At 65.5% G+C, this 25241-nt stretch carries 24 protein-coding genes; 10 read left to right on the top strand and 14 right to left on the bottom strand.

Features of this window, described 5'->3' with window-relative positions:
• Nucleotides 1–2: 2 nt before the first annotated feature.
• The 12 genes from tssG to aas all read right to left on the bottom strand — a co-directional run bounded on the left by tssG (nt 3) and on the right by aas (nt 13041).
• Nucleotides 3–1022 carry a type VI secretion system baseplate subunit TssG gene (gene tssG / locus Atro_RS13055; RefSeq protein WP_497922877.1) on the bottom strand — a complete coding sequence of 340 codons (1020 nt, stop codon included), beginning with the start codon at nt 1020–1022 and terminating at the stop codon, nt 3–5.
• The gene (gene tssF / locus Atro_RS13050; RefSeq protein WP_497922875.1) at nt 986–2791 is read right to left on the bottom strand and encodes a type VI secretion system baseplate subunit TssF; all 1806 of its coding nucleotides are present in this window, start codon (nt 2789–2791) and stop codon (nt 986–988) included. The genes tssG and tssF overlap by 37 nt, the downstream gene beginning before the upstream one ends.
• A gap of 34 nt (nt 2792–2825) precedes the next feature.
• Nucleotides 2826–3239 carry a hypothetical protein gene (locus Atro_RS13045; protein ID WP_497922873.1) on the bottom strand — a complete coding sequence of 138 codons (414 nt, stop codon included), beginning with the start codon at nt 3237–3239 and terminating at the stop codon, nt 2826–2828.
• A complete protein-coding gene (locus Atro_RS13040; RefSeq protein WP_497922871.1) occupies nt 3223–4131 on the bottom strand; it encodes a DUF6402 family protein in 909 nt (302 codons plus the stop codon). The genes Atro_RS13045 and Atro_RS13040 overlap by 17 nt, the downstream gene beginning before the upstream one ends.
• Before the next feature lie 75 nt (nt 4132–4206).
• A complete protein-coding gene (locus tag Atro_RS13035) occupies nt 4207–4740 on the bottom strand; it encodes a PAAR domain-containing protein (RefSeq protein ID WP_497922869.1) in 534 nt (177 codons plus the stop codon).
• Nucleotides 4741–4751: 11 nt separating this feature from the next.
• Nucleotides 4752–5156, bottom strand: a complete 405-nt coding sequence (gene tssE, locus Atro_RS13030) for a type VI secretion system baseplate subunit TssE (RefSeq protein WP_497922868.1) — start codon at nt 5154–5156, stop codon at nt 4752–4754.
• A 5-nt stretch (nt 5157–5161) separates the two neighbouring features.
• Nucleotides 5162–6640, bottom strand: coding sequence for a type VI secretion system contractile sheath large subunit (tssC, locus tag Atro_RS13025; protein WP_497922866.1), 1479 nt, complete (start codon nt 6638–6640; stop codon nt 5162–5164).
• Between the two features lie 26 nt (nt 6641–6666).
• The gene (tssB, locus tag Atro_RS13020) at nt 6667–7173 is read right to left on the bottom strand and encodes a type VI secretion system contractile sheath small subunit (RefSeq protein WP_497922864.1); all 507 of its coding nucleotides are present in this window, start codon (nt 7171–7173) and stop codon (nt 6667–6669) included.
• A 19-nt stretch (nt 7174–7192) separates the two neighbouring features.
• Nucleotides 7193–8755 carry a type VI secretion system protein TssA gene (tssA, locus tag Atro_RS13015; protein ID WP_497922862.1) on the bottom strand — a complete coding sequence of 521 codons (1563 nt, stop codon included), beginning with the start codon at nt 8753–8755 and terminating at the stop codon, nt 7193–7195.
• A 415-nt stretch (nt 8756–9170) separates the two neighbouring features.
• Nucleotides 9171–9539 carry a cupin domain-containing protein gene (locus Atro_RS13010; RefSeq protein ID WP_497922860.1) on the bottom strand — a complete coding sequence of 123 codons (369 nt, stop codon included), beginning with the start codon at nt 9537–9539 and terminating at the stop codon, nt 9171–9173.
• Nucleotides 9536–10912, bottom strand: a complete 1377-nt coding sequence (locus tag Atro_RS13005; RefSeq protein ID WP_497922858.1) for an MFS transporter — start codon at nt 10910–10912, stop codon at nt 9536–9538. The genes Atro_RS13010 and Atro_RS13005 overlap by 4 nt, the downstream gene beginning before the upstream one ends.
• Nucleotides 10909–13041: a bifunctional acyl-ACP--phospholipid O-acyltransferase/long-chain-fatty-acid--ACP ligase gene (gene aas / locus Atro_RS13000; protein ID WP_497922856.1), complete on the bottom strand. Its 2133-nt coding sequence runs from the start codon at nt 13039–13041 to the stop codon at nt 10909–10911. Before aas ends, Atro_RS13005 begins: the two co-directional genes overlap by 4 nt.
• Before the next feature lie 119 nt (nt 13042–13160).
• Here aas and Atro_RS12995 point away from each other — a divergent pair, with 119 nt between their 5' ends.
• Nucleotides 13161–13898 carry a helix-turn-helix domain-containing protein gene (locus Atro_RS12995; RefSeq protein ID WP_497922854.1) on the top strand — a complete coding sequence of 246 codons (738 nt, stop codon included), beginning with the start codon at nt 13161–13163 and terminating at the stop codon, nt 13896–13898.
• A gap of 116 nt (nt 13899–14014) precedes the next feature.
• On the opposite strand, the gene Atro_RS12990 is transcribed toward Atro_RS12995, so the two are convergent.
• Nucleotides 14015–14578 carry a hypothetical protein gene (locus Atro_RS12990; protein ID WP_497922852.1) on the bottom strand — a complete coding sequence of 188 codons (564 nt, stop codon included), beginning with the start codon at nt 14576–14578 and terminating at the stop codon, nt 14015–14017.
• A gap of 33 nt (nt 14579–14611) precedes the next feature.
• Nucleotides 14612–15475 (bottom strand): SIR2 family protein, encoded by an 864-nt coding sequence (locus Atro_RS12985; protein WP_497922850.1) that lies wholly within the window; start codon nt 15473–15475, stop codon nt 14612–14614.
• Nucleotides 15476–15923: 448 nt separating this feature from the next.
• Between Atro_RS12985 and nifH the strand changes: the two genes are divergently transcribed.
• The 9 genes from nifH (at nt 15924) to nifN (ending at nt 25241) form a co-directional block, all read left to right on the top strand.
• Nucleotides 15924–16796 (top strand): nitrogenase iron protein, encoded by an 873-nt coding sequence (gene nifH, locus Atro_RS12980; RefSeq protein ID WP_497922848.1) that lies wholly within the window; start codon nt 15924–15926, stop codon nt 16794–16796.
• A 123-nt stretch (nt 16797–16919) separates the two neighbouring features.
• Complete coding sequence (gene nifD / locus Atro_RS12975) at nt 16920–18398, top strand: nitrogenase molybdenum-iron protein alpha chain (RefSeq protein ID WP_497922847.1); 1479 nt, start codon at nt 16920–16922, stop codon at nt 18396–18398.
• A gap of 98 nt (nt 18399–18496) precedes the next feature.
• Nucleotides 18497–20068: a nitrogenase molybdenum-iron protein subunit beta gene (nifK, locus tag Atro_RS12970; protein ID WP_497922845.1), complete on the top strand. Its 1572-nt coding sequence runs from the start codon at nt 18497–18499 to the stop codon at nt 20066–20068.
• Nucleotides 20069–20196: 128 nt separating this feature from the next.
• Nucleotides 20197–20415: a putative nitrogen fixation protein NifT gene (gene nifT, locus Atro_RS12965; protein WP_152387825.1), complete on the top strand. Its 219-nt coding sequence runs from the start codon at nt 20197–20199 to the stop codon at nt 20413–20415.
• A 4-nt stretch (nt 20416–20419) separates the two neighbouring features.
• The gene (locus Atro_RS12960; protein WP_497922843.1) at nt 20420–21148 is read left to right on the top strand and encodes a dinitrogenase iron-molybdenum cofactor biosynthesis protein; all 729 of its coding nucleotides are present in this window, start codon (nt 20420–20422) and stop codon (nt 21146–21148) included.
• A 23-nt stretch (nt 21149–21171) separates the two neighbouring features.
• Nucleotides 21172–21441, top strand: a complete 270-nt coding sequence (locus tag Atro_RS12955; protein WP_497922841.1) for a DUF6129 family protein — start codon at nt 21172–21174, stop codon at nt 21439–21441.
• A gap of 8 nt (nt 21442–21449) precedes the next feature.
• On the top strand, nt 21450–22190 hold the full coding sequence (locus tag Atro_RS12950; protein ID WP_497922839.1) for a 4Fe4S-binding leucine-rich repeat protein: 741 nt from the start codon (nt 21450–21452) through the stop codon (nt 22188–22190).
• A 254-nt stretch (nt 22191–22444) separates the two neighbouring features.
• Nucleotides 22445–23854, top strand: a complete 1410-nt coding sequence (gene nifE, locus Atro_RS12945) for a nitrogenase iron-molybdenum cofactor biosynthesis protein NifE (RefSeq protein WP_497922837.1) — start codon at nt 22445–22447, stop codon at nt 23852–23854.
• Between the two features lie 10 nt (nt 23855–23864).
• On the top strand, nt 23865–25241 hold the full coding sequence (gene nifN / locus Atro_RS12940) for a nitrogenase iron-molybdenum cofactor biosynthesis protein NifN (RefSeq protein ID WP_497922836.1): 1377 nt from the start codon (nt 23865–23867) through the stop codon (nt 25239–25241).

Below are 25241 nucleotides of genomic sequence, written 5' to 3'. Positions count from 1 at the left end.
CTCTATCCTTGATGAGTCGCGCCGCCCAGGGTCACCAGGCCGTCGGCCCGCTCGTGACCGAGCCAACTGGTCCAGCCCAGGCGGCAGGGGTTGCCGGCGCCGATGCGCAGCGCGCGGAGTTCGTCGCGGCGCAGCTGCAGGCGGATGTCGTAGTCCAGCGGATCGCGCAGGGTGAAGCGCACCAGGGCGCGCAGCGGCGCATGGCCGTCGCCGATCGGCAGGAAGTCGTGGAAGCGCGTCCAGGAGAGCGCGCGGATGTGGATGCGGAATTTGCCGCTGCGATCGCGTACCCGCTCGCCGAGCACCAGGCTGTCGCCGAGACGGCTGTTGGCCAGGCCGAGGCGGTTCTGCTGCTCGGCGAGGATCTCCACGCGGCGCTCCAGGCACTGCTCGATGCCGAGTTCGGTGTGCTTGAAGTAGTAGCGCAGCACCGCCTCGATCAGCGCCGCCGAATGGGCGCGCAGGCTGAGCAGGCCGAGGTAGGGCAGGAGGCGCTTCCAGTTGAGGTCCTCGGCCTGGCGGATGGTCTCGCCGCCCAGGCCGAGCAGGGCGAACAGCTGGGCGGAGAAGGGGTCGGCGGCGCCGCTGGAGAAGCGTGCGCGGTAGCGGTACTTGCGCCAGATCGGTAGCAGCAGGCGCTGCAGGCGGTCGTTGAACAGGTCGAGAAAGTCGCGGGTCGGATTGCCGGCCCTGCCGTCGCCGAGGGCCTGCTCGCCGTAGAAGGCCGGCAGCGGCGAGCCGGCGCCAGACAGGCCGACCAGGTTGAGGTACAGCCGTGCGCGCAGCTCGCCCCGCTCCTCGAAGAACTCGACGCGCTCAAGATCGCTGCCGGGAAAGCCCAGGCTCGGGTTGGCGCGGAACTCCAGGCGCCGGTACAGGGCCTCTTCGTCCAGCCCAGGATGCGCGGCCCGCAGGCGCTCCAGCACCAGCAGCACGCCCTGGAACAGGCGGTACTCGCGAATGCCCTGGCCGAGGCGGTTCAGGCTCAGAGCAGGGGCTGCCGGCCCATGCGTGGCGTCCATCGGTACACCTCTCCTTGGGTACTTTGCACCAGCAGCTCGTGGTAGGAATTGAGGCTGGCATACAGGGCGAAGAATTCGTCGAGCACCGAGGCGAACAGGAACAGCTCGCCCTCGCCCAGGTAGCAGTCGGGGTCCATGACCAGTTCGGTGCGCACCCCGCGCACCGGCAGGCCGCGATGCAGGCGGTCGACGTGGCGGTGGGCGATGCGCCTGAGGCCGTCGAGGCGACGCCGGCCGACCCTCGCCGCCTGCTGGTCGTGGTGGCGCGGCAGGTCGTAGGTTTCGAGGATCGCCTTGAGCGCCTCGACGTTGGCCAGCGACAGGTAGTTGAGCGACAGGTTGCTGATCAGCTTCCAGAGGAGGTCGCGATCCAGCGGCGGCGCATAGCTCGGCGTCGGCGTGCCGAGGTTGCGAAAGCGCAGGGCCTGTGGCGTGCCCTCGGCGGGCCGGCAGATGTCGCCGGCGGCCAGTTGCAGCGGCAGGTTGCGGTTGCTGCAGGTCAGCTCGACGGACAGCGTCTCCTGACGCTCGAAGGAGCGCGCGCCGAAGCTCAGCCAGGTTTCCAGGCCATCGCCGAGCAGCGACGGCTGCTGGCGCACGCTGTAGTGCGGGCGGGCCTGCGGCACGTCGAAGCTTGGATCGTGCTCGAAGGATTCGAAGGGCACGTAGTCGACGTAGCCCATGCCGCCCGGCTGCCAGCCGGTGACCCGGTCCACCGAGAATACCTCGCCGTGCTGTGGCTCGAACTCGGCCGGGCGCAGCAGGTACTGGTCCTGGCGGCCGTCCAGGCGGATCGGGATGGCGTCGTGGGCGAACAGGTTGACCACCGGGGTGCAGTACAGGCGCAGGTTGTCCAGCGTCGGATGGATGCGCCGGGCGTCGCTACGCCGGGCACCGCCCTGGCGGATCGCGAAGCGTAGCTCCAGGCCGCGGGCCTGCCGGAGCAGCTCCGCCGGCAGACGGCCGATGGCCTCCAGGCCGTGCAGCCCGACGAACAGGAACTTGTCCTGGAAGGCGAAGAACTCCTGCAGGTGGCGGTAACCGCGGAAGCTGTTCAGCGGATAGGGGATCAGCGCCTCGTCCTCGGCGAAACCGACCGGCCGCAGGCAGTCGGCGCCGAGCTGCAGCACGCCGAGCGGCTGCCCTTGGGCGTCGGCGAGGGGCTGCCCGGCACCGTCGAGCAGGCTCAGGCGGATGCCGTCCAGATGGCGCAGCAGGTCGAGGTAGAGCGACTGGCCGATGTAAGGCTCGCCGGCCAGGTGCAGGCGCAGGCGTTCGAGATCCAGTTCGCCGAGGTGGCCATCGGCGGTCATGCCCAGGCGCAGGACGAGCAGCGCGCCGTCGCCCTGCACGGCATAATCCAGTCCGCTCGGCGCCAGCGGCAGCACCTCGCAGGGGGTGGCGGTGCGGAAGCGGCAGCTCACCCCCTGCACCGGCTTCGCCTCCACCGGTGTGCCGCGCGGGACTACCAGCGCCGGACCCGGGCGCTGCAAGGGCTCGAACTGCAGCATGGCGAAGGCCGGCAGCGGGCGCATGCAGTTTGGCCAGAGCAGGTGCATCAGCGAATGGGTCAGCTCCGGCAGCTCGTCGTCGAGCTTCTGCCGCAGCCGTCCGGTGAGAAAGGCGAATCCCTCCAGCAGGCGCTCCACATCCGGATCGCGCGCGCCCTGCCCGAGAAACGGCGCCAGCGCGGGGTTGCGCTCGGCGAAACGCTTGCCGAGCTGGCGCAGGGCGCTGAGTTCGCTCTGGTAGTAGTGGTTGAACGACATGCATCGGTCCTTGATTGATGTGCCGGAATCGGGCTCAGCCGCACGCCGGCAGGGTCCAGCCCCGGTAGCCATCGCCTGTCGGGTAGATGGCATGGCCGTAAATCCATTTCGCCGCTTCGTCTTCTGCGAATTCACGCTGCCAGAGAAGCCATTCCGAGCTTTTCAATAGGGCGCCATCCTGGCGGTACACCCGGAAGAAGGCCTCACTGCTGAACAACTGGATCAACCGGCCTGGCACGCCAAGGCTGGCGTAGTTGGGGATATAGGCATCGATGCGGCAGGCGCCCGTATCGCTCCATACCGAGTGATAGGGCATCGTGGTCCTGCTCAGAGTGAGCTTCACGTACAGCCAGGCGGTAGTAGGAACCAGCGCCAAGATTGCCATGAGGATGGCAAACGCCTTGTAGAGAGTCCTTCGTGGCATGTTGTCCTCAGGCCAGCCCTGCACGGGCTCTGTATTCGTCGAAATCGGTGATGCTCAAATGCACGATGATGGAGACGGGATAGCGTTTGATGGTGGAGAAGACGAGGAAGTCGCCACCCTTGTTGTACTTTTTGCGGTAGCTGTTGAAGCTGCCGTTGGTAACCTTGAAGTGACGAACGTCATTCATGTCGATATAGCTGGGCTCGGCGAAGTAATCGATGGGACTTGGCCGGATCACGCCTCTCTTGCTCCAGTAGCCCAGCAATTGGTCTTTGCCAACGTTGAGGAAGTCGTAGGTATCGCGTACGTACAGGCCAATCTCCTCGATCTTGATGGCCGCGTATCCGTAATCGCTGGCTATGGTCCTGAGCTTGGTAGCGGCAATCTTGATGATGAAGCTGCCGAGGGCACCGTAAACATCATCCAGCGTATCCGTCGCCTTCTCCCAAGTGGTCGAGCCAACCTTGAAGAGATTGAACTGGATCGCGTCCTCCAACTGCATTGCGTTGTAATCGCCCAGGTCGAGGTAGTAGCTCTTCAGGGTGCGTTTTTGCGGGTCCAGCAAGCCAAGTCGCCTCAGGCGCGTCATTAGCATCATCAGGCCCTTGGAGAGCTGATCGAGCGGGGTTTTCAGGCGTCCGACCAGGGGGCTGAACTCCGTGACAGACGTCAGTTGGGCCACATGCTCTTCTACAAGGGGCTTCACGCGATTCGAAGCACTCAGCAACCAGTCGAAGGGCAGGTCTGTCAGCAACTGTGCAGGGGGCAAGGTATTCGCTCGTATGTCCCCTAATTTGACTGCTTTTGGCATTTCATGAGCTGGGGCTGCAAACCACTTGCGCATCAGGCGCGCACTCTGCGTCCACTGCATATGATCCATGGCGGCAGGAATGTCGCTGAGCTTGAAGTTCTCCATGGCTGTCTCCTTGCCGGCGGTTTGGCTGGCAGGAGTCAGTCGGGAATGAACGGGCTCGATTCGCATGCTGGCTCCTCAGGCGATGACAAGCGCGGTTTGCGGCTCGAGCGTCAGCACCACGCCTTCGGCCTGGTTGGCGCTGATGAGCTGGGTCTTGCCGCTTTCGTCAGTGATCCCCGTGACGACTTGTCCGGAATCCGTCTGCAGCCGGTAGGCGCGCCCGGCTACCGGGGCGCCCGTACTGGAGTCCCGCACGATGAAATGCTCGTTGAATGCCTCGTTCATGCCAGAGGCCGGCATCGGTGCCGGCGGGGCGAAAGATGCCGGCGCATGGCTTGTTCCGATCACCACCGTCCCCGACCCACCCACCACCACGTTCCCATGATCACCCACCGAGCCCAGCACGGCCGCCGGCCTGCCGTTGATCAGCACGTTGGCGATCAGATTGCCGCTCATGGCGCCGCCGCAGGCCGAGGCATCGCCTTGGCGCGCCGCCGGCAGGCCGTCGAACAGCACGTCGGGCGATCCGGCCATGATCGGGTTGCTGCCGTGGCCGGGCAGGGGGCAGTCGGTGGGATCGCCCAGGCGGGCGGCGGGTTTGCCGGACATCCTCGTCCTCCTTAACGGACCTTGACCTGGCCGCTGCCGTCCAGGTGCGCGGTGAAGCCGACCTGGCGCCGGCTGCCGTTCAGCTCCAGCAGGCCTTCGATGGCGAAGGCCAGGGTCTGCGGGTCGCGTTCGCCGGGCAGGGGGGTGACCCGCACCCGGCTCAGACGCGGCTCGCCGGCCTCGATGAAGCGTTCGATGGCGTTGCGCGCCTGCTGCAGTGCGTCGTGCAGCGACAGGCGCCGGTCGTTGAGATCCGGCAGCCCGTAGTCGGGACGCGTCTGCACGCTGCCTGCACGGGTGCCGAGCATCTTCGCCAGATGGGCGGCCACCGAGGCCGTGACCGCGACCTCGAGGTCCCAGCCGGCGCGCCGCTCCGCCTCGCCGGACAGACGCTCGAACAGGCTGCCGTAGCTCACCGTACCTACTCCTTGTCCAGCTTGCCGACCAGCGACAGGGTGAAGTCGGCCCCCATGTACTTGAAGTGCGGGCGCACGCTGAGGCTGACCCGGTACCAGCCCGGCTCGCCGTCCACCTCGCTGACGCCGATCTGGGCGGCGCGCAGCGGGCGGCGGCCGCGCACCTCGGCGCTGGGGTTGTCCTGGTCGGCGACGTACTGGCGGATCCACTTGTTCAGCTCCAGCTCGAGGTCGCTGCGCTCCTTCCAGGCGCCGATCTGCTCGCGCTGCAGCACCTTCAGGTAGTGGGCCAGGCGGTTGACGATGAACAGGTAGGGCAGCTGGGTGCCGAGCCTGTAGTTGAGTTCGGCGGCGCGGCCTTCCTCGCTGTTGCCGAAGAGCTTGGGTCGCTGCACCGAGTTGGCGGAGAAGAACGCGGCGTTGTCGCTGCCCTTGCGCATGGTCAGGGCGATGAAGCCTTCGTCCGCCAGCTCGTATTCGCGGCGGTCCGATACCAGGACTTCGGTGGGAATCTTGGTCTCGATCTCGCCCATGCTCTCGAAGCGGTGCAGCGGCAAATCGTCCACCGCGCCGCCGCTTTGCGGACCGACGATGTTCGGGCACCAGCGAAAGCGCGCGAAGCTGTCGGTCAGGCGGCTGGCGAAGGCGTAGGCGGTGTTGCCCCACAGGTAGTGCTCGTGATCGTTGGCCACGGTCTCCTGGTAGACGAAGGTTTTCACCGGGTTCTCTTGCGGGTCGTAGGGGGTGCGCAGCAAAAAGCGCGGCAGGGTCAGGCCGACGTAGCGGGCGTCTTCCTGCTCGCGAAAGCTCTGCCATTTGGCGAACTGCGGACCGTCGAAGTGATCCTTAAGGTCCTTGAGGTCGGGCAGGCCGGTGAAGCTTTCCAGGCCGAAGAAGCCGGGCCCGGCGGCGGCGATGAAGGGCGCGTGGGCCATGCCGGCGACGCTGGCGACATACTGCAGGGTCTTCACGTCCGGCGCGCTCGGCTCGAAGAAGTAGTTGGCGATCAGCGCACCCACCGGCTGACCGCCGAACTGACCGTACTCGGCGGTATAGACGTGCTTGTAGAGGCCGGACTGGACCACTTCCGGGCTGTCCTCGAAGTCCTCCAAGAGGTCCTCCTTGGAGGCGTTGAGGATTTCCAGCCTGATGTTCTCGCGGAAGTCGGTGCGCTCCACCAGCAACCTGAGGCCGCGCCAGGCCGATTCCAGGGCCTGGAACTGCCGGTGGTGGAGGATCTCGTCCATCTGCCGGCTGAGCTTGGCGTCGATCTCGGCGATCATCCGGTCGACCAGGGCCTTCTTCACCGGCTCGTGCTCGTTGTGCGGCTTGAGCAGTTCCTCGATGAAGGCGGAGACGCCGCGCTTGGCGATGGCGTAGGCCTCGTCGTCCGGGGTCAGACGGGTTTCCGCGATGATGCGTTCGAGGATGCCGGCTTCGACGGCGCTGTGCTCGGATGCTGCTGTTGCTACGTGGGTGCTCATCGATCTTACGTCCTTGTCGGGTGAGGTCAGGCGTTCAGCTTGTCCTGGGCGGCGAGGCCCAACTCGGCGAGCACGCGCTCGCGGGAGGCATCGTCGGCCAGCACGCTCTCGATGGCCTTGCGAAAGGCCGGAGCGTTGCCCAGCGGCCCCTTGAGGGCGACCAGGGCGTCGCGCAACTCCATCAGCTTCTTCAGCTCCGGCACCTGCTCGACCAGGCTGGCCGGGTTGAAATCCTTCATCGAGCCGATGTGCAACTGCACGGGCAACTGCTCGTCGCCGGACTCGTCCTGCAGGCGGTCGGGTACGGCGAAGGTCAGGTTCAGCTCCTGCTTGGCCAACACCTCGTCGAAGCTGTGCCTGTCGATGGCGATCGGCTTGCGGTCCTCGAGCTTGCGGGTGTCGGCGCGCTGGGTGAAATCGCCGAGCACCAGCAGTTTCAGCGGCAGCTCGATCTCTTCCTGGGCGCCGCCGGTGGCGGGCTTGAAGGTGACGTTGATGCGTTCCTTGGGGGCTACCGAGCCTTCTTTGGCCATGGGGTTCTCCGTGATGGGGCTAATCCAGCGCCGCCTCGAGATCGAGGTGGCACAACCTGCGGTGGATCTCGTCCCGACGCTCGCGCACCGCGTGGTTCTGCGGCAACAGCTCGCAGCAGTGGTGCAAGAGGCGCAGCACCTCCAGAACGAGCGCGGGCTCCCAGGCGCCGAGGCCGGCGGCCTGCAACTCCCGGTCAAGGGATTCGAGCTGGACCTTGGCCAGGTCGTATTTCTTGGCGGCTAGGCACAGGCGGGCCAGGGCCAGCTGCCAGTGGCAACGCTCGCGGCCGCCGCGGGCACCATCCAGGCCCTGCTTGAGCCGGCGCACCGCACTCTTCAGGCCGTCGTGGCGCAGTAGCTGCAGGGCTTCTTCCAGCACCTCTTCCCAGGCCGGTGCGGCGCCCTGCACGGCCGGTGCGGGCGCAGGGCGGCTGTTTGCCGGCTGCAGGTGCGGCGTGACCCGGGCGGCGAGCCAGGCGCGGGTCTCGGCGTCGGCAAAGGGCGTGCCGTCGTGGAAGCGCAGCGCCTCGAGGCCCGGCAGGCGCTGGAGGAACAGCGCCAGCTGGATCTCCACCTCGCGCATCGCCGGCTCGTCCTTGAGGCCCTGCAGGCATTCCCAGGCCAGGCGCTGGCCGTCGAGCCAGAACGGCGAGCGGGCGAGACTGGCTTCCAGGTCGACCAGCAGGTCGGCATGCAGCCCCTGGGCCAGGCGTTCGCGGTAGGCGCTCAGGCGGTCCGCCGGCAGGCCGCGCAGGGCGGTGAGCTGCTCGGCGTTGCGCTCGGGCAGGGCGTCGATCGGCAGCCAGAGCAGCGTGCGCGCCAGGCGCAGCGCGCGCAGGTCGCTGGCCTTCTGGCGGAGCCACCAGGCGCACAGCGGCCGGGCTTGCTCCTGCAGAGCGCGCAGATTCTTGTGGGCCTCCTTTTCGCTGTCCACCGGGGCGGCGCTGGAAAGCATCTGGCTGGCCGCCTGCCTGACCTGGACGAGGGCGGCGACCACCGGGCCGGCCTCCGGCTGGGCCTGGCCGGCGCGTGCGAGCATCTCGTCGAGGCGCCGGCAGAGCGGCAACAGCAGCGGAGCCTCGGCGCCGAGCCGGGCGGAGAGGCAGCGCTCCAGGCCGTGCAGCTGTTCGGCGAGGGCGCGGAACAGCGGCAGCTGCTCGCCGACCGGCACGTGCTCGGCCAGGGTGCGCTCCACGCGCGGCAGCAGCCAGCCGATGGCGGCGCCGCGGGTGCGCGGCTTGCGCGGATGCAGTTCGTCCCAGTGCTCGCGGCAGAGGTGGTGCAGCAACCCGAGCCCGGCCTGCAGGCCGGCGAAGGATTCGCGCTGGAACAGCCCCCAGACCAGCCAGGCGGCCACGCGCAGATCCTTGGACTGCCCGGCGAGCAGCGCCTCGCTGCCGTCGCAGATCTTCTGCCAGTCCACACTACCGCACTCGTGTAGCGCGGTGGCCTTGCCGAGCTCGGTTTCCAGCGACTCGTATTCCGGGGAATAACGCATGTCGGTGCCGGCGAAGTTGTCTTCGTCGATCGGCGATCTGGCCAGGCGCAGATAGTGCGCCGCCAACTTGCTCGCGTGTTTCAATCCCTGAATTCCCGCTTTCGAAGTTCTATCCGTGGTGGTGTCGCAAAACTTCATGGCCGTTCTAAAAGACACTTGCTGTGCAACTTCTTGCGCACTTCAAGTTGTCTTTTGATTTTCGAGGCTTCTATGCGGCGCGCATTCTAGACGCTTTCAGGCTTGGTAAAACGTGATCATGTCGGGGGTTCCAGATTTGCCGTAGCAAACTTTCTGTCGATTATTTGCGGCGCTTCGAAAACTTTTCTGGTCGGTCGAGCGACATGTAAAGTTTCGTTGGGAAAGTTATTCGAGGGAATACAGCGTGATCGGCGGTTTGGTGTGGGATATATCCGGATTCGGTCCGGCAGTTTCTGGGTAACCGTTTCTTATATGTTCTCCAGAATATATCGGGGGCGCCGGTGGCGCCCCGGCCAGGGCATCAATCCCCCAGCGTCTCGTAGCAGCCGGGCGTGAAGCGCGGCGTGCAGAGGCAGTAGAAGGCCAGTTCGCCGTCGCCGGTATTGGCGATCTGCTGCGTTATGCCGGCCGGGATGATCACCAGATCGCCCGGCCCCACCGGCTCGGGCGGCTGCCGGCCGAGGCTGACCAGGCCCTGGCCGTGGAGGATCAGGTAGCGCTCGTCCACCCCGTGCAGGCGGTGCAGCTGGGTGGTCTCGCCCGGTGCCAGCGTGGCCAGGGCGACGGACAGCGTCGGATCGTCGGCGCGGTTCCACAACTCGAGGATGCGGCAGCGCTCGGCGGTCATGAACGCCTGGGCGGGGTCGGTCCGCACGATGGTCGGTTTCATGGCCGCTCCTCCGGTTTTTCCGGGGCGATCGTCTCCGGCTGTGGCGTGCCGCGCTTCAGCAGGCCGCCGAGGCTCGACAGCCAGGCGGCGCAGCGCTGCAGGAACTCCGGCTGCAGGCGGAAGAGGTAGAGCGCCACCGCGGCGTTGGCCAGCGCTGCGGCAGCGAACAGCGCGGGGATCGACAGCCCCGCCGCCAGCAGGAGCGCTGCGGCGATGGCTCCCACGACCATGAACAGGGCGTTGAGGATGTTGTTGGCGGCGACGATTCGCGCCCGCTGCGCGGGGGCCGAGCGCAGCTGCATCAGGGCGTACAGCGGGACGATGAACAGGCCGCCGAACAGGCCGAGGGCGAACAGGTCGGCGAGTACGCGCAGGGTACCCGGCGCCGCCAGCAGCGCGGAGAGGTCGAGCGGGGCGCCCGGCGCGCTGGCGGGCGAGGCGAGGGCCAGGTCGAGACCGAACAGGCTGAGGCCGAGGGCGCCCAGCGGCACCAGGCCGGTCTCCAGGTGCTGTCTGGAAAGGCGCGCGCAGAGCAGCGAGCCGCTGCCGATGCCCAGGGTGAAGACGGTGAGCAGCAGGGTCACGCCGCCTTCCGCGGCACCGAGCACGTCCTTGGTGTAGGCCGGGAACTGGGCGAGCAGCAACGCGCCGTACAGCCAGAACCAGGAAATGCCGAGGATCGCCAGGAACACGCTGCGCTCGGCGCGGGCCAGGCCGATGCTGCGCCAGGTCTCGCCGATCGGGTTGGGATTGAGGCGCAGGCCGGGTTCCGGGGGAAGCGCCACCGGGATGCGCCGGCTGCCGAGGTAGCCGGCCACGGCGACGACCAGGCAGCCGGCGGTGATCCACAGGGTGCCGCCTTCGACGCCGGCGAGCAGGCCGCCGGACAGGGTGCCGACCAGGATGGCGACGAAGGTGCCGGCCTCGATCAGCGCGTTGCCGCCGACCAGCTCGGCCTCGCCCAGGTGCTGCGGCAGGATGGCGTACTTCACCGGGCCGAACAGGGTCGACTGCAGGCCGAGGAGGAACAGCCCGGTGAGCAGGATCGCCAGGCTGTGCAGCCAGAAGCCGGCGCCGATCAGCAGCACGATGAGGATCTCCAGCAGCTTGGTCCAGCGCGCCAGCAGGGCCTTGTCGTACTTGTCGGCCAGCTGCCCGGCGCTCGCCGAGAACAGGAAGAACGGCAGGATGAACAGGCCGGCCGCCAGGTTGGCGAGCAGGCCGGGGGACAGGCTGGTCCACTGCGTGGTCTGGAAGGTCAGCAGGACCACCAGGGCGTTCTTGAACAGGTTGTCGTTGAAGGCACCGAGGAACTGGGTGACGAACAGCGGGCCGAAGCGGCGGGCTTTCAGAAGGGAAAGGGACGAACTCATGCGGGGGTCTCCTCGGCCATGCGCTTGAGGCTCTGGTAATCGGTCTTGCCGGTGCCGAGCAGGGGCAGTGCGTCGATCCGGCGAATCACGCGCGGCACCGCCAGCTCCGGCAGGCCGAGCGCCCGGGCGGCGGCGAGCAGGCGTTCGCGGCCGAGCTCCGGGGCGGTGGTGAAGAGTACCAGCGCTTCGCCGCGGGCGGCGTCGCTGCGGGTTGCCGCGGCATGGGCGAAGTCCGGCGCGGCGCTCGCGGCGAGGCTTTCCACCGCCTCCAGCGAGACCATCTCGCCGGCGATCTTGGCGAAGCGCTTGAGCCGGCCGCGGATGTACAGGAAGCCGTCGGCGTCGATGCTGGCGATGTCGCCGGTGGAATACCAGCCCGGGCGGACCGCCGGCGGCGGCTGGATGACGCCGGGGCGGTCGAACAGCAGGTAGCCCTTGAGCAGGTTCGGCCCCTTCAGGTGCAGGGCGCCGCCCTCGGCGATGCCGGGCACCGGCTCCAGTTCGTAGTCGATGCCGGGCAGCAGCTGGCCGACGCTGCCGTTGCGGCAGGCCATCGGCACGTTGACCGCCACCACCGGCGCGCACTCGGTGACCCCGTAGCCTTCGAGGATGCGGATGCCGAACTTGTCGAGCCACTGCTCGCGCACGCTCTCGGCCAGCCGCTCGGCGCCGGCGACCACGTAGCGCAGGCGGCCGAAGTCGTAGGGATGGGCGAACTTGGCGTAGTTGCCGAGGAAGGTCGAGGTGCCGAACAGCACGGTGCAGTTGCGGTCGTAGACCAGCTCCGGAATGACCCGGTAGTGCAGCGGGTTGGGGTAGAGGAACACCTGGCAGCCGGAAACCAGCGGCAGCAGCGCGCCGCAGGTCAGGCCGAAGGCGTGGAACAGCGGCAGGGCCATCATGAACTTGTCCTGCGGGGTGAAGTCGGCCACCGCGCGGATCTGCGCGACGTTGGCCAGCAGCGAGGTGTGGGAGTGGACCACGCCCTTGGGCTTGCCCTCCGAGCCTGAGGTGAACAGCACCGCGGCGGCGTCCTCCGGCGCCTGCGGCAGCGCCGCGTGGCGCGGGAAGGCCAGATGCCAGAGGACCCACAGGCGGTCGACGGGGCCGAAGCCGGCCTTGAGATCCTCCAGGTAGTGCACGCGGATCTCCGGCACGGCGGCGAGCAGCGGGCCGAGGTGCGCCTTCTCGACGAAAGTGCGCGAGGCGACGATGGTCTTGATGTCGGCGGCCTGGCAGGCGGCACGCAGCCCCTCGGGGCCGGCGGTGTAGTTGAGCAGGGCGGGGACGCGCCGGCCGAGCGACAGGCCGAGCAGCAGGCCGAGGGCCGGCGCGGCGTTGGGAACCAGCACCCCGACCGTTTCGTCCGGCACGCTCAGGCGCGAGGTCAGGCGGGCGAGGGCCAGCGCCATCTTCAGCAGCGAGCCGTAGGTTTCCTCCTGCAGGCGGATGTCCTCGACCAGCCGGTAATGCGTGCCGAAGGTCGCCTTGGCGTCGAGAAAGGCCTCGTAGAGGGTGCGCTGCGGGCGGGTGGCGACCAGCATGTCGAGCAGGATGTGGCGCATCAGCTCGCCGGCACGGCGGCGGCGCAGCCGCGCCGAGGGCCGCTCGGGCATCGGGATGCGCTGCGGCGGACGGATCGCGATGCGCATCCTGGGGAACGCCTGACGGGGAAACACCCCGGCCAGGCGGCCGAAATAGCTGCGCGCAGCACCGTCGATGCGCACCGGCACGACGGTGGCGCCGGTCTTGGCGGCGACCAGGGCGGCACCGTCGTAGACCTTCATCAGCGAGCCGGTGCGGGTGATCCGCCCTTCCGGGAAGATCGCCACGGGCCTTCCGCTTTCCACCAGCCGGACGATCTGCTTGATCGCCAGCGGACTGCTGGAGTCGATCGCGAGGTGCGGCACGAAGCGCAGCAGAAAGCGGAACAGCGGGCGGTTGGCGATCTGGGTGTGCACCACGAAGACCGCGTCCACCGGCAGGAATACGCCGAGCAGCAGGCCGTCGAGGAAGGATTCGTGGTTGGCGACGATCAGCGTGCGCGGATCGCCAAAGACGTTGCGGTCGCCCTCGACCTCGACCCGGAACAGGGTCTTGAGGAGCAGGCGCAGAAAGGGCTTGAACATGATCGTTTCCTGGCATGGAGGAGCCGCCAGCATGGCGGCTCGTGGATGAAAGCGAAACCTTGTCGGAAAAAGTCGTGCAGAATTACCGGGTAGGTAGCGGAAAACGATACTTTTGTCCGATGAGCGAACTCGACCGCCTGGTAGGCACCCTCAAGCAGCGCCTGAAAGCCCAGGGCATCACCTATCGCGAGCTGGGCAGCCGCCTCGGCCTGTCCGAGGCGAGCGTCAAGCGCATGTTCGCAAGCCGACGTTTCAGTCTCGACCGGCTGCTCGAGATCAGCCACCTGCTCGGCTTCAGCCTCGCCGAACTGGCCCAGGAGGCGGCGCTGAGCGGCACCCGCCTGCATACCCTGAGCGAGGGCCAGGAGCGCGAACTGGTCTCCGACGAGAGGCTGCTGCTGGTGGCGGTCTGCGTGCTGAATCACTGGACGTTCGACGAGATCCTCGCCGTCTACCGGCTTGGCGAGGCGGAATGCATCCAGCGCCTGGCCCGGCTCGACCGCCTGCGCCTGCTCGACCTGCTGCCGGGCAATCGCGTGCGCCTCAACGTGGCGCGGGATTTCGACTGGCGCCCCAACGGGCCGATCCACCGCTTCTTTCTGCGCCAGGGCCTAGGCGAGTTCCTGACCAGCGACTTTGCCGGCGGCGACGAGGTGCTGGGCTTCGCCCACGGCATGCTCACCGAGTCGGCACTGGCCAAGTTGCAGGCGGAGATCCGCACGTTGCGCCGGCGCTTCGCCGAACTGCACGAGGAAAGTCTGGCCGCACCGCTGGCGAAGCGGCATGGCACCGGGATGCTGCTGGCCTTGCGCGAGTGGGAACTGGGCGCCTTCACCCGGCTGCGGCGCGAGGTTTGAGCGGTTGGGGAAAAGCGGGGCCCGAAAAGAAAACTCCCCCTGCGAGGAGGGGGAGTGGCGAACAAGGCCTAGTGGAGCGTCCTTGCCAAAAGAAAGGGGTAAAACCGTGCGGTCGATTAAACCGGACCGCGGTGCTCGCGCACGACGGTGGAGACGAAGGTCAGGGCGTCGGCGAAGGAGACGGTCTCGTACTTCGGCTTGTAGTCGGCCAGACCCTGGGCCATGGTGATGACCTTGTCTTCGGCGCTCTGGCCTTTGAAGTCTTCTTTGTCGAGGCGCAGGTCGTCCATCATGGTGTTCCAGATGGCGCCTTCTTCGTGCGGCTGAAGGATCATCTTGACGCCGTCGAGCTCGGTGTAGACCGGCTTGCTCAGGTTGCTCACGTAGAAGATCACCTGTACGTCGGCAGCCAGGTCGCCCTTGTAGCGGTCGAAGAAGGGCTGGATCTGGGCCAGTTGGTCCAGGCCACCGGAAACCATGCTCAGCTTGTCGTTCTTGAACAGCAGGCCGGCTTGCTTGAGCACGGCTTTCGGCGGCAGACGGCGGCCGGCGTCGTCGGCGATTTCGCCTTCGATCACGACCAGGTCGCCACGGAAGGCTTCGACGCCGGCTTCGGTGGTTGCGCCCTTGACGCTGAGGTTGCACAGCAGGGATTGGTCTTCGTAGCTTTTCAACAGCATGGTTGGCTTCTCGTCTAGATGAAGGAAGAGGAGTCAGGCCACTTCCGTGGCACTGGGGTTGGCGAGGGCGAGGAGACTGCTCCAGTCGGCCTCGATCAGTTGCAGGTTCTTGCGCTCGCAGACCTTGCGTTCTTTGGCGCTCGGCTGATCGATCAGGACCCAGCCGGCCGGCTCGGCGGCGTCGTAGATCATGTCGCTCATCACCATGCGCTCGGTGTCGCGGTTGAAGTGCTGGCCGAGGAACAGGTAGCGCTTGTTCTTGCGGCGCAGCTTGACCCAGTCGGGAATGGCGAAGCCGCCCATCAGCTCGGTGATGTAGTCGACGAAGTCGGCGTCCGAGGCCACGTAGCCGGGCTTGGGCAGCGGCGTGCCGTGCGGCTTGAAGATCACCGGAAGGGCGGTGTCGACCTCTTCCAGAACGATCTTGCGGTACTTGCCGTCCGCGAAGTGGTAGAGGTCGAAGCGGTAAGGGGTTGCGGCGAGGCGCGCGGCGCCAACCACCAGGGTGTGCTTGCGTCCGGCAGCGATATAGCAGTGCTGCAGCTGGGTGTCGCGGTTGCAGTCGATGATGTAGGGCAGCTCGAGGTCGGCCAGCCACTGGTGGACCGGCGACGGAGTCCAGTTGTCGCCACCGTAGACCTGGGTCAGGAAACGTTCGATGAAGCTGCGGCCCTTCTTGTTCTCCACATGCATGGCGGCCCGGGAGAACTCATACATAAGACGGGGCGACATCGGCTGTCCGCCGGTCATGGCGAGGATCAGGCTGTCGCTGTCGGCGGGAATCGGCTTGCCCGTGTCGCGATCGACGACTCCGCGCAGGACGCCCGGGCCCAGGTAGGGAACGATGTCGCCCGAGCCGAGCTGGGCGAGGATTTCCTTTAATAAGCTGTTGGTCACTGGACTCTCCTGCTGAAAGAAGGGCAAGAATCGACAACCCTTTGCAATATCCGAGCCGGATGGCGTTTTGAAACTAACTTCATGAAATTAAAGGATTTTATTATAAGGCACAGGATGGCTTGTCGTGTCCGTGAGCCAGGATAGGGCGCAGCTTCGCGACAATTGTCAGTTTTGTCACAGGCGTGGGTGGGTGGTCGGATCCGGGGAGGATGTCGGGGCATTGTTCGGTTGTAGCAATTACAACAGTCGAAGTAGGGGGATTGTAGGGGGATTGTTATGTATCAAACCGCCCGGCAGATCTGTCCTTGTATGTTAAATTCTTATAAATCAATTAGTTAAGTGTGAGTGGCAGGTGCTGGCACAGACGCTGCATTAGGTTCAGTGCGCGGACTTGTTCAGGCTGACAAGCCGAACTTTCAAGTGGAAATGCAACCTGAGGAACTTAACTATGGCTATGCGTCAATGCGCCATCTACGGCAAGGGCGGTATCGGTAAATCCACCACCACTCAGAACCTCGTGGCGGCCCTGGCCGAGATGGGCAAGAAGGTCATGATCGTTGGTTGTGACCCGAAAGCTGACTCCACTCGCCTGATCCTGCACTCCAAGGCCCAGAACACCATCATGGAAATGGCTGCCGAAGCCGGCACCGTGGAAGATCTGGAGCTGGAAGACGTGCTGAAGGTCGGCTACGGCGGCGTCAAGTGCGTTGAGTCCGGTGGTCCGGAGCCGGGCGTTGGCTGCGCTGGCCGTGGTGTTATCACCGCGATCAACTTCCTGGAAGAGGAAGGCGCCTACGAAGACGATCTGGACTTCGTATTCTACGACGTACTGGGCGACGTGGTGTGCGGTGGCTTCGCCATGCCGATCCGCGAGAACAAGGCTCAGGAAATCTACATCGTTTGCTCCGGCGAGATGATGGCCATGTACGCCGCCAACAACATCTCCAAGGGCATCGTGAAGTACGCCAACTCCGGTAGCGTGCGTCTGGGCGGCCTGATCTGCAACAGCCGTAACACCGACCGCGAAGACGAGCTGATCATCGCTCTGGCCTCCAAGCTGGGCACCCAGATGATCCACTTCGTGCCGCGCGACAACGTCGTACAGCGCGCCGAAATCCGCCGTATGACCGTGATCGAATACGATCCGAAAGCCAAGCAGGCTGATGAATACCGCGCTCTGGCCCGCAAGGTCGTCGACAACAAGCTGCTGGTCATCCCGAACCCGATCACCATGGACGAGCTCGAAGAGCTGCTGATGGAGTTCGGCATCATGGAAGTCGAAGACGAATCCATCGTCGGCAAGACCGCCGAAGAAGTCTGATCGCCGTTTCGGTTTCAGAAGGACGGGACAGGGCAGATTGGCTCTGTCGGGGAGGCGGCCCGCGCAGCGGGCGCCCCACCCGTTACCCGCATATGAATGCTAAGGCAAGAGGAGTCATACCCAATGTCCGGTATGTCGCGCGAAGAGGTCGAGTCCCTCATCCAGGAAGTCCTGGAAGTTTACCCCGAGAAAGCCCGTAAAGACCGCGCCAAGCACCTGGCCGTCAACGACCAGTCGGTTACCCAGTCGAAGAAGTGCATCACTTCCAACAAGAAGTCCCAGCCCGGTCTGATGACCATCCGCGGCTGTGCCTACGCCGGCTCCAAGGGCGTGGTCTGGGGTCCGATCAAGGACATGATCCACATCTCCCACGGCCCGGTAGGCTGCGGCCAGTATTCGCGTGCCGGCCGTCGTAACTACTACATCGGCACCACCGGTGTGAACGCTTTCGTCACCATGAACTTCACCTCGGACTTCCAGGAGAAGGACATCGTGTTCGGCGGCGACAAGAAGCTCGCCAAGCTGATCGACGAAGTGGAAACCCTGTTCCCGCTGAACAAGGGCATCTCCATCCAGTCCGAGTGCCCGATCGGCCTGATCGGTGACGACATCGAGTCCGTGGCCAAGGTCAAGGGCGCCGAGCACAGCACCACCGTGGTTCCGGTGCGTTGCGAAGGCTTCCGCGGCGTTTCCCAGTCCCTGGGTCACCACATCGCCAACGACGCAGTCCGCGACTGGGTCCTGGGTGCCCGCGACGACGACAACAGCTTCGAAACCACCCCCTACGACGTAGCCATCATCGGTGACTACAACATCGGTGGCGACGCCTGGTCCTCGCGCATCCTGCTGGAAGAAATGGGCCTGCGCTGCGTGGCTCAGTGGTCCGGCGACGGCTCCATCGCCGAAATCGAGCTGACCCCGAAGGTCAAGCTGAACCTGGTTCACTGCTACCGCTCGATGAACTACATCTCCCGTCACATGGAAGAGAAGTACGGTATCCCATGGATGGAGTACAACTTCTTCGGCCCGACCAAGACCATCGAATCCCTGCGCGCCATCGCCGCCAAGTTCGACGAGTCGATCCAGAAGAAGTGTGAGGAAGTGATCGCCAAGTACAAGCCGGAGTGGGAAGCCATCGTGGCTAAGTACCGCCCGCGCCTGGAAGGCAAGCGCGTCATGCTCTACATCGGTGGCCTGCGTCCGCGTCACGTGATCGGCGCCTACGAAGATCTGGGCATGGAAGTGGTGGGTACCGGTTACGAGTTCGCTCACAACGACGACTACGACCGTACCATCAAGGAAATGGGTGACTCCACCCTGCTGTACGATGACGTGACCGGCTACGAATTCGAAGAGTTCGTCAAGAAGGTCAAGCCCGACCTGATCGGCTCCGGCATCAAGGAAAAGTTCATCTTCCAGAAGATGGGCGTCCCCTTCCGTCAGATGCACTCCTGGGATTATTCCGGCCCGTACCATGGCTTCGACGGCTTCGCCATCTTCGCCCGCGACATGGACATGACCCTGAACAATCCGTGCTGGAAGAAGCTGCAGGCTCCTTGGGAAGCTTCCGAAGCTGCCGAGAAAGTCGCCGCCAGCGCCTGATAGTCCGTAATCGTACGCAACGTCCGCTGCGGGCGGGTCTGCCCGCAGCCGACATCCGCTATCGCCGTCCACAGATGAGTGGGGCGTAGGAGAGAGTCATGAGCCAGCAAGTCGATAACATCAAAGCCAGCTACCCGCTGTTCCTCGATCAAGACTACAAGGACATGCTTGCCAAGAAGCGCGACGGCTTCGAGGAAAAGCATCCGCAAGAGAAAATCGACGAAGTGTTCCAGTGGACCACCACTGAAGAATACAAGGAACTGAACTTCCAGCGCGAAGCCCTGACCATCAACCCGGCCAAGGCTTGCCAGCCGCTGGGCGCTGTTCTGTGCGCGCTGGGCTTCGAGAAGACCATGCCCTATGTGCACGGCTCTCAGGGTTGCGTGGCTTACTTCCGTTCCTACTTCAACCGTCACTTCCGTGAGCCGGTTTCCTGCGTTTCCGACTCCATGACCGAAGACGCGGCGGTGTTCGGCGGCCAGCAGAACATGAAGGACGGTCTGCAGAACTGTAAGGCTACCTACAAGCCCGACATGATCGCAGTGTCCACCACCTGCATGGCCGAGGTCATCGGTGACGACCTCAACGCCTTCATCAACAACTCGAAGAAGGAAGGTTTCATTCCTGACGAGTTCCCGGTTCCGTTCGCCCACACCCCGAGCTTCGTGGGCAGCCACGTGACCGGCTGGGACAACATGTTCGAAGGCATTGCCCGCTACTTCACTGCGAAGTCCATGGACGACAAGGTGGTTGGCAGCAACGGCAAGATCAACGTCGTCCCCGGCTTCGAAACCTACCTGGGCAACTTCCGCGTGATCAAGCGCATGCTCTCGGAAATGGGCGTAGGCTACAGCCTGCTCTCCGATCCGGAAGAAGTGCTGGACACCCCGGCTGACGGTCAGTTCCGCATGTACGCGGGCGGCACCACCCAGGAAGACATGAAGGACGCGCCGAACGCCATCAACACCCTGCTGCTGCAACCCTGGCAGCTGGAGAAGACCAAGAAGTTCGTCGAAGGTACCTGGAAGCACGAAGTTCCGAAGCTGAACATCCCGATGGGTCTGGACTGGACCGACGAATTCCTGATGAAAGTCAGCGAAGTCAGCGGTCAGCCGATTCCGGCAAGCCTGACCAAGGAGCGTGGCCGTCTGGTCGACATGATGACCGACTCCCACACCTGGCTGCACGGCAAGAAGTTCGCCCTGTGGGGTGATCCGGACTTCGTGATGGGCATGGTCAAGTTCCTGCTGGAGCTGGGCTGCGAGCCGACCCACATCCTGTGCAACAACGGCAGCAAGCGCTGGAAGAAGGCGGTCGACGCCATCCTGGCCGCTTCCCCGTATGGCAAGGACTGTGAAGTTCACGTTGGTCGTGACCTGTGGCACATGCGTTCCCTGGTCTTCACCAACAAGCCGGACTTCATGATCGGCAACAGCTACGGCAAGTTCATCCAGCGCGACACCCTGCACAAGGGCAAAGAGTTCGAAGTTCCGCTGATCCGCATCGGCTTCCCGATCTTCGACCGTCACCACCTGCATCGTTCCACCACCCTGGGTTACGAGGGTGCCATGCAGATCCTGACCACCCTGGTGAACTCGATCCTAGAGCGTCTGGACGAGGAAACCCGCGGTATGCAGGCCACCGACTACAACCACGACCTGGTTCGCTAAGTCGTCGGTTCAGTGGTCCCGGCCGGGGCGGCGCAAGCCGCTCCGGCTCTTCCTTGGCGGCGGCTGCGGGTTCGGGCCTTCGGCGTCCGGCCTGCGGCAACCGCCAAATCTGTCTAAGGAGCAAGCCCATGCCCAGTGTCATGATTCGCCGCAACGACGCAGGTCAGCTGACCTTCTACATCGCCAAGAAAGACCAGGAAGAAATCGTGGTGTCCTTGGAGCATGACAGCCCCGAGCAGTGGGGCGGCGAGGTCACCCTCGGCGACGGTTCGAGCTACTACATCGAGCCGATCCCGCAACCCAAGCTGCCGATCACCGTGCGCGCCAAGCGAGCCGGCGAGGCCTGATTCCATGAGTGCGCAACCGCCGTACGGCCAGGCCCCCCTGCCGGCCCATCTGGCCCTGCGCATCGCCCTGGCGGCACGCTCGCTCAAGGGGGTGGATACCGCCCACCTGCTGCGCGCCCTGATTGCCGCCGTTGGAGAACCCATCACCGAAGCGCGTCTGCGCAAACTGCGTGCTTCCCGCCTGCGTGCCCGTCTGCTCGAAGCGTGCGGGAACGAGGTGCAGCTGGTCCTGACCGACCGCCAGCTGCACAGTGCGCTCGGCCTGCTCAAGGGCCGCGGCGTGCGCATGCCGGAAGACCCCCTGCCGGTCCCCGAACCCTATCGCGACGGCGAATTCCAGGACTCGGTGCGCATCGCCTGCGCTTCCGACAGCGGCGAGCGTCTGGACGGCATCTTCAGCAACTGTGCACGCTTCCTCATCTACCAGATCTCGCCCCGCGAGACCCGCCTGATCGACCTGCGCGAGCCCGGCCCCTGTCGCGAGGATGAAGACCGTCATGCGCGTCGGGCAGAATTGCTCGGCGACTGCCAGCTGCTCTACACCCTGAGCATCGGCGGTCCGGCGGCGGCCAAGGTGGTGCGTGCCGGCATCCATCCGGTGCGTCTGGCCCGTGCCCAGCCGGCCCGCGAGATCGTCGAGGAACTGCAGCGGGTGCTGGCCACCGCGCCGCCCCCCTGGCTGGCCAAGGTCATGGGTGCCGGGCCCGACCAGCGCGTACGTTTCACCCAGTAACTGCTCCGGATGAGGACATAGCCATGATCAGCCAAACACTTCTCGACGATGTCATCCGCCAGGCCGAACAGGGGGCGCTGGGCGAGAGCTTGCTCGCCAGTCTGCGCGCTGCCCATCCGGGTGTGCACTTCACCTGCTGCATGGACGACGACATCGCGGTCAACGCCAAGCCGGTCGCCGAGCGCCCGGGTTTCAACGTCTACCTGGTCAACTCCAGCGACCACTGTTCGGTGCTGAGCAACGATCTGGGCTCCGCCTCCGGCATCGTCCTGGCGGAAATCATCGAGGATTGAGGTGAGGCATGGCTGACGATCAAGGCGACATCACCCCCATCGGCGACTGCCGGGCCTGCAGCTTTCGCATGAATCTGCTGCTGACCGGTCGCTGCACCCCGGGTGATGCCTGCGTGGCGGTGGACAGCGGACGGCAGATCGATCGCTTCTTCCGTAACAATCCGCACCTGGCCGTGCAGTACCTGGCCGACCCCTTCTGGGAGCGTCGCGCCATCGCCGTACGCTATTCGCCGGTGGAGGCGCTGACCTCGCTGATCCGCGACAGCGACGAGGTGGTCCGCCGCGCCGTCGCCTACCGCTTGCCGCGCGAGCAGCTCGGCGCGCTGATGCACGACGAGGACCGCGAGGTGCGCATCACCGTGGCCGACCGCCTGCCGCTGGAGCAACTGGAGCAGATGGCCGCCGACAAGGACTACCTGGTGCGCGCCTACGTGGTGCAGCGCATCCCCCAGGGCCGGCTGTTCCGCTTCATGCGCGACGAGGACCGCCAGGTGCGCAAACTGGTGGCCAAGCGCCTGCCCGAGGAGAGCCTGGGGCTGATGACCCAGGACCCGGAGCCCGAAGTCCGGCGCATCGTCGCCTCTCGCCTGCGCGGCGACGACCTCCTGGAACTGCTCCACGACCCGGACTGGACGGTGCGTCTGGCCGCGGTGGAGCACGCGCCGCTGGCCGCCCTGCGCAAGCTCGACGAACCCGATCCGGAGGTCCGCCTGGCGATCGCCGAGCGGCTCGGCACCACCCTCTCCTGATCCCGCCGCCGCCCCGGAACGAACCGTGCGGCCGGGGCGGCCTCGCGCCGGCTTTCCGTACTCTTGTCGCTTTTCGCCCGGCGTTGGCGGGAATGCCCGTTGCCGGTTGTCCGCTTGTTGCAAAACCGACAGGAAGGCGCGTTTGTGACAAAGGTCTTTCGCTAGAAATCCTTGTAAATCAATTGGTTGGGTTGTGGTACGGGCATTGCAATGATTCATTGCACACGCTGCATCAACGACCAGAGGGGTAAGCGATGAAAGCCAAGGACATTGCCGAGCTGCTCGACGAGCCTGCCTGCGAGCACAACAAGAAGGAAAAGTCCGGCTGTTCCAAGCCCAAGCCCGGTGCGACTGCCGGTGGCTGTGCCTTCGACGGTGCACAGATCGCGCTGCTGCCGATCGTGGATGTCGCGCATATCGTGCACGGCCCGATCGCCTGTGCCGGCAGCTCCTGGGACAACCGTGGTACCCGCTCCAGCGGGCCGGACCTGTACCGCATCGGCATGACCACCGATCTCACCGAGAACGACGTGATCATGGGGCGTGCCGAGAAGCGCCTGTTCCATTCGATCCGGCAGGCCGTGGAGACCTACGCGCCGCCGGCGGTGTTCGTCTACAACACCTGCGTACCGGCACTGATCGGTGACGACCTCGACGCGGTGTGCAAGGCCGCTGCCGAGCGCTTCGACACCCCGGTGGTTCCGGTGGACTGTGCCGGCTTCTATGGCACCAAGAACCTCGGCAACCGCATCGCCGGCGAGGCCATGCTCAAGCACGTGATCGGCACCCGCGAGCCCGATCCGCTGCCGGAAGGCAGCGAGCGTCCCGGCATCAAGGTGCACGACGTCAACCTGATCGGCGAATACAACATCGCCGGCGAGTTCTGGCATGTCCTGCCGCTGCTCGACGAGCTGGGCATCCGCGTGCTCTGCACCCTGGCCGGCGACGCCCGCTACCGCGAGGTGCAGACCATGCACCGCGCCGAAGTGAACATGATGGTCTGTTCCAAGGCCATGCTCAACGTCGCCCGCAAGCTGCAGGAGCGCTACGGCACGCCGTGGTTCGAGGGCAGCTTCTATGGCATCACCGACACCTCCCAGGCCCTGCGCGACTTCGCCCGCCTGATCGGTGACGAAGACCTGATTGCCCGCACCGAAGCGCTGATCGCGCGCGAAGAGGCCAAGGTGCGTGCCGCGCTGGAGCCGTGGCGCGAGCGCCTGAGCGGCAAGCGCGTGCTGCTGTACACCGGCGGCGTGAAGTCCTGGTCGGTGATCTCCGCCCTGCAGGATCTGGGCATGAAGGTGGTGGCCACCGGCACCCGCAAGTCCACCGAGGAGGACAAGGCGCGCATCCGCGAGCTGATGGGCGATGACGTCCGCATGCTGGACGAGGGCAGCCCGAAGATCCTGCTGCAGACCGTCGAGGACTACAAGGCCGACATCCTGATCGCCGGCGGCCGCAACCTGTACACCTCGCTCAAGGGGCGCGTGCCCTTCCTCGACATCAACCAAGAGCGTGAATTCGGCTATGCCGGCTACGACGGCATGATCGAACTGGTGCGTCAGCTGTGCCTGACCATCGAGAGCCCGGTCTGGGCGGCTACCCGCAGCCCGGCACCCTGGGACAGCAACGGTTACCCGCAGCCGGTTAAGGCTGGCGCCTGAGGAGAGAGACATGGCCGAGATCATCAATCGCAAGAAGGCACTGGCCGTCAGTCCGCTGAAGGCCAGCCAGACCATGGGTGGCGTGCTCGCCATCCTCGGCATGGCACGCAGCATGCCTGTCATGCATGGTTCCCAGGGCTGCACCGCCTTTGCCAAGGTGTTTTTCGTCCGTCACTTCCGCGAGCCGATTCCGCTGCAGACCACCGCGATGGATCAGGTGACCTCGATCATGGGCGCCGACGACAACATCGTCGAAGCGCTGAAGGTCATCAGCGAAAAGAACAAGCCCGGCCTGATCGGCCTGGTCACCACCGGCCTGTCGGAAACCCAGGGCTGTGACCTGCACTCGGCGCTGCACGAGTTCCGCAGCAAGTTCCCGCAGTTCGACAACGTGCCGGTGGTGGCCGTCAATACCCCGGACTTCTCCGGCAGCTTCGAGAGCGGCTACGCCCTCACGGTGACGGCGATCATCGACACCCTGGTGCCGGAAGACCGCAGCAAGGTCGGCCAGCGTCAGCGCCAGGTCAACGTGCTGTGCTCCTCCAGCCTGACGCCCGGTGACCTGGAGTTCATCAGCGAGAGCATCGAGGGCTTCGGCCTGCGCCCGGTGTTGATCCCGGACCTGTCCGGCTCGCTGGACGGCCACCTGGAAGAGTCGCGCCTCAACTCGCTGACCACCGGCGGCCTGACCGTGGACGAGCTGAAGAGCAGCAACCAGAGCATCGCCACCCTGGTGGTGGGCGAGAGCCTGTTCCCTGCCGCCGACCTGCTGAAGGAGCGCACCGGGGTGCCGGATCACCGCTTCGGCCTGCTGATGGGGCTGGAAGCCGTGGACCAGTGGCTGGTCACGCTGTCGAACCTGAGCGGCAACCCGGTGCCGCCGCGTCTGCAGCGCCAGCGTCAGCAGCTGCAGGACGCCATGCTGGATACCCACTTCATGCTCGGTGACAGCCGGGTGGCCATCGCCGCAGACCCCGACCTGCTGCTGGCCTACGACCGCCTGCTGCGCAGCGTCGGCTCGCGCACCGTGACGGCGGTGGTGCCGGCTCGTGCCGCCGCGCTGGAAGACTCGCCGCTGGCCGCCATCCAGATCGGCGATCTGGAAGACCTGGAAAACAGCGCTCGCGCCGAGGGTGCCGAGCTGCTGCTGGGCAACAGCCATGCACTGCAGCCGGCCAAGCGTCTGGGCGTGCCGCTGCTGCGTGTCGGCTTCCCGCAGTACGACCTGATCGGCGGCTTCCAGCGTTGCTGGTGCGGCTATCGCGGCACCACCCAGGCCCTGTTCGACATGGCCAACCTGCTGGTCGAAAACCACCAGGGTATCCAACCCCATCACTCGATCTATGCGCAGAAACCCGCAACCGAACAGCCGCAATGGAGGCACTGA

Source organism: Azotobacter tropicalis (genome assembly GCF_059739045.1).
Note: the sequence above shows the minus strand (reverse complement) of the source record. Positions and strands in the feature narration are given on the sequence as shown.

Excerpts from the sequence above, each read along its gene's own strand:
- Atro_RS13035 (WP_497922869.1), bottom strand. The coding sequence starts at position 4,740 with ATGTCCGGCAAACCCGCCGCCCGCCTGGGCGATCCCACCGACTGCCCC.
- Atro_RS12955 (WP_497922841.1), top strand. The coding sequence starts at position 21,172 with ATGATCAGCCAAACACTTCTCGACGATGTCATCCGCCAGGCCGAACAG.
- Atro_RS12990 (WP_497922852.1), bottom strand. The coding sequence starts at position 14,578 with ATGCTGTTGAAAAGCTACGAAGACCAATCCCTGCTGTGCAACCTCAGC.
- Atro_RS12960 (WP_497922843.1), top strand. The coding sequence starts at position 20,420 with ATGAGTGCGCAACCGCCGTACGGCCAGGCCCCCCTGCCGGCCCATCTG.
- nifN (WP_497922836.1), top strand. The coding sequence starts at position 23,865 with ATGGCCGAGATCATCAATCGCAAGAAGGCACTGGCCGTCAGTCCGCTG.
- nifK (WP_497922845.1), top strand. The coding sequence starts at position 18,497 with ATGAGCCAGCAAGTCGATAACATCAAAGCCAGCTACCCGCTGTTCCTC.
- tssB (WP_497922864.1), bottom strand. The coding sequence starts at position 7,173 with ATGGCCAAAGAAGGCTCGGTAGCCCCCAAGGAACGCATCAACGTCACC.
- Atro_RS13040 (WP_497922871.1), bottom strand. The coding sequence starts at position 4,131 with ATGGAGAACTTCAAGCTCAGCGACATTCCTGCCGCCATGGATCATATG.
- tssF (WP_497922875.1), bottom strand. The coding sequence starts at position 2,791 with ATGTCGTTCAACCACTACTACCAGAGCGAACTCAGCGCCCTGCGCCAG.
- nifT (WP_152387825.1), top strand. The coding sequence starts at position 20,197 with ATGCCCAGTGTCATGATTCGCCGCAACGACGCAGGTCAGCTGACCTTC.
- nifH (WP_497922848.1), top strand. The coding sequence starts at position 15,924 with ATGGCTATGCGTCAATGCGCCATCTACGGCAAGGGCGGTATCGGTAAA.
- tssG (WP_497922877.1), bottom strand. The coding sequence starts at position 1,022 with ATGGACGCCACGCATGGGCCGGCAGCCCCTGCTCTGAGCCTGAACCGC.
- nifD (WP_497922847.1), top strand. The coding sequence starts at position 16,920 with ATGTCCGGTATGTCGCGCGAAGAGGTCGAGTCCCTCATCCAGGAAGTC.
- aas (WP_497922856.1), bottom strand. The coding sequence starts at position 13,041 with ATGTTCAAGCCCTTTCTGCGCCTGCTCCTCAAGACCCTGTTCCGGGTC.
- Atro_RS13010 (WP_497922860.1), bottom strand. The coding sequence starts at position 9,539 with ATGAAACCGACCATCGTGCGGACCGACCCCGCCCAGGCGTTCATGACC.
- nifE (WP_497922837.1), top strand. The coding sequence starts at position 22,445 with ATGAAAGCCAAGGACATTGCCGAGCTGCTCGACGAGCCTGCCTGCGAG.
- Atro_RS12995 (WP_497922854.1), top strand. The coding sequence starts at position 13,161 with ATGAGCGAACTCGACCGCCTGGTAGGCACCCTCAAGCAGCGCCTGAAA.
- Atro_RS13005 (WP_497922858.1), bottom strand. The coding sequence starts at position 10,912 with ATGAGTTCGTCCCTTTCCCTTCTGAAAGCCCGCCGCTTCGGCCCGCTG.
- tssC (WP_497922866.1), bottom strand. The coding sequence starts at position 6,640 with ATGAGCACCCACGTAGCAACAGCAGCATCCGAGCACAGCGCCGTCGAA.
- Atro_RS12950 (WP_497922839.1), top strand. The coding sequence starts at position 21,450 with ATGGCTGACGATCAAGGCGACATCACCCCCATCGGCGACTGCCGGGCC.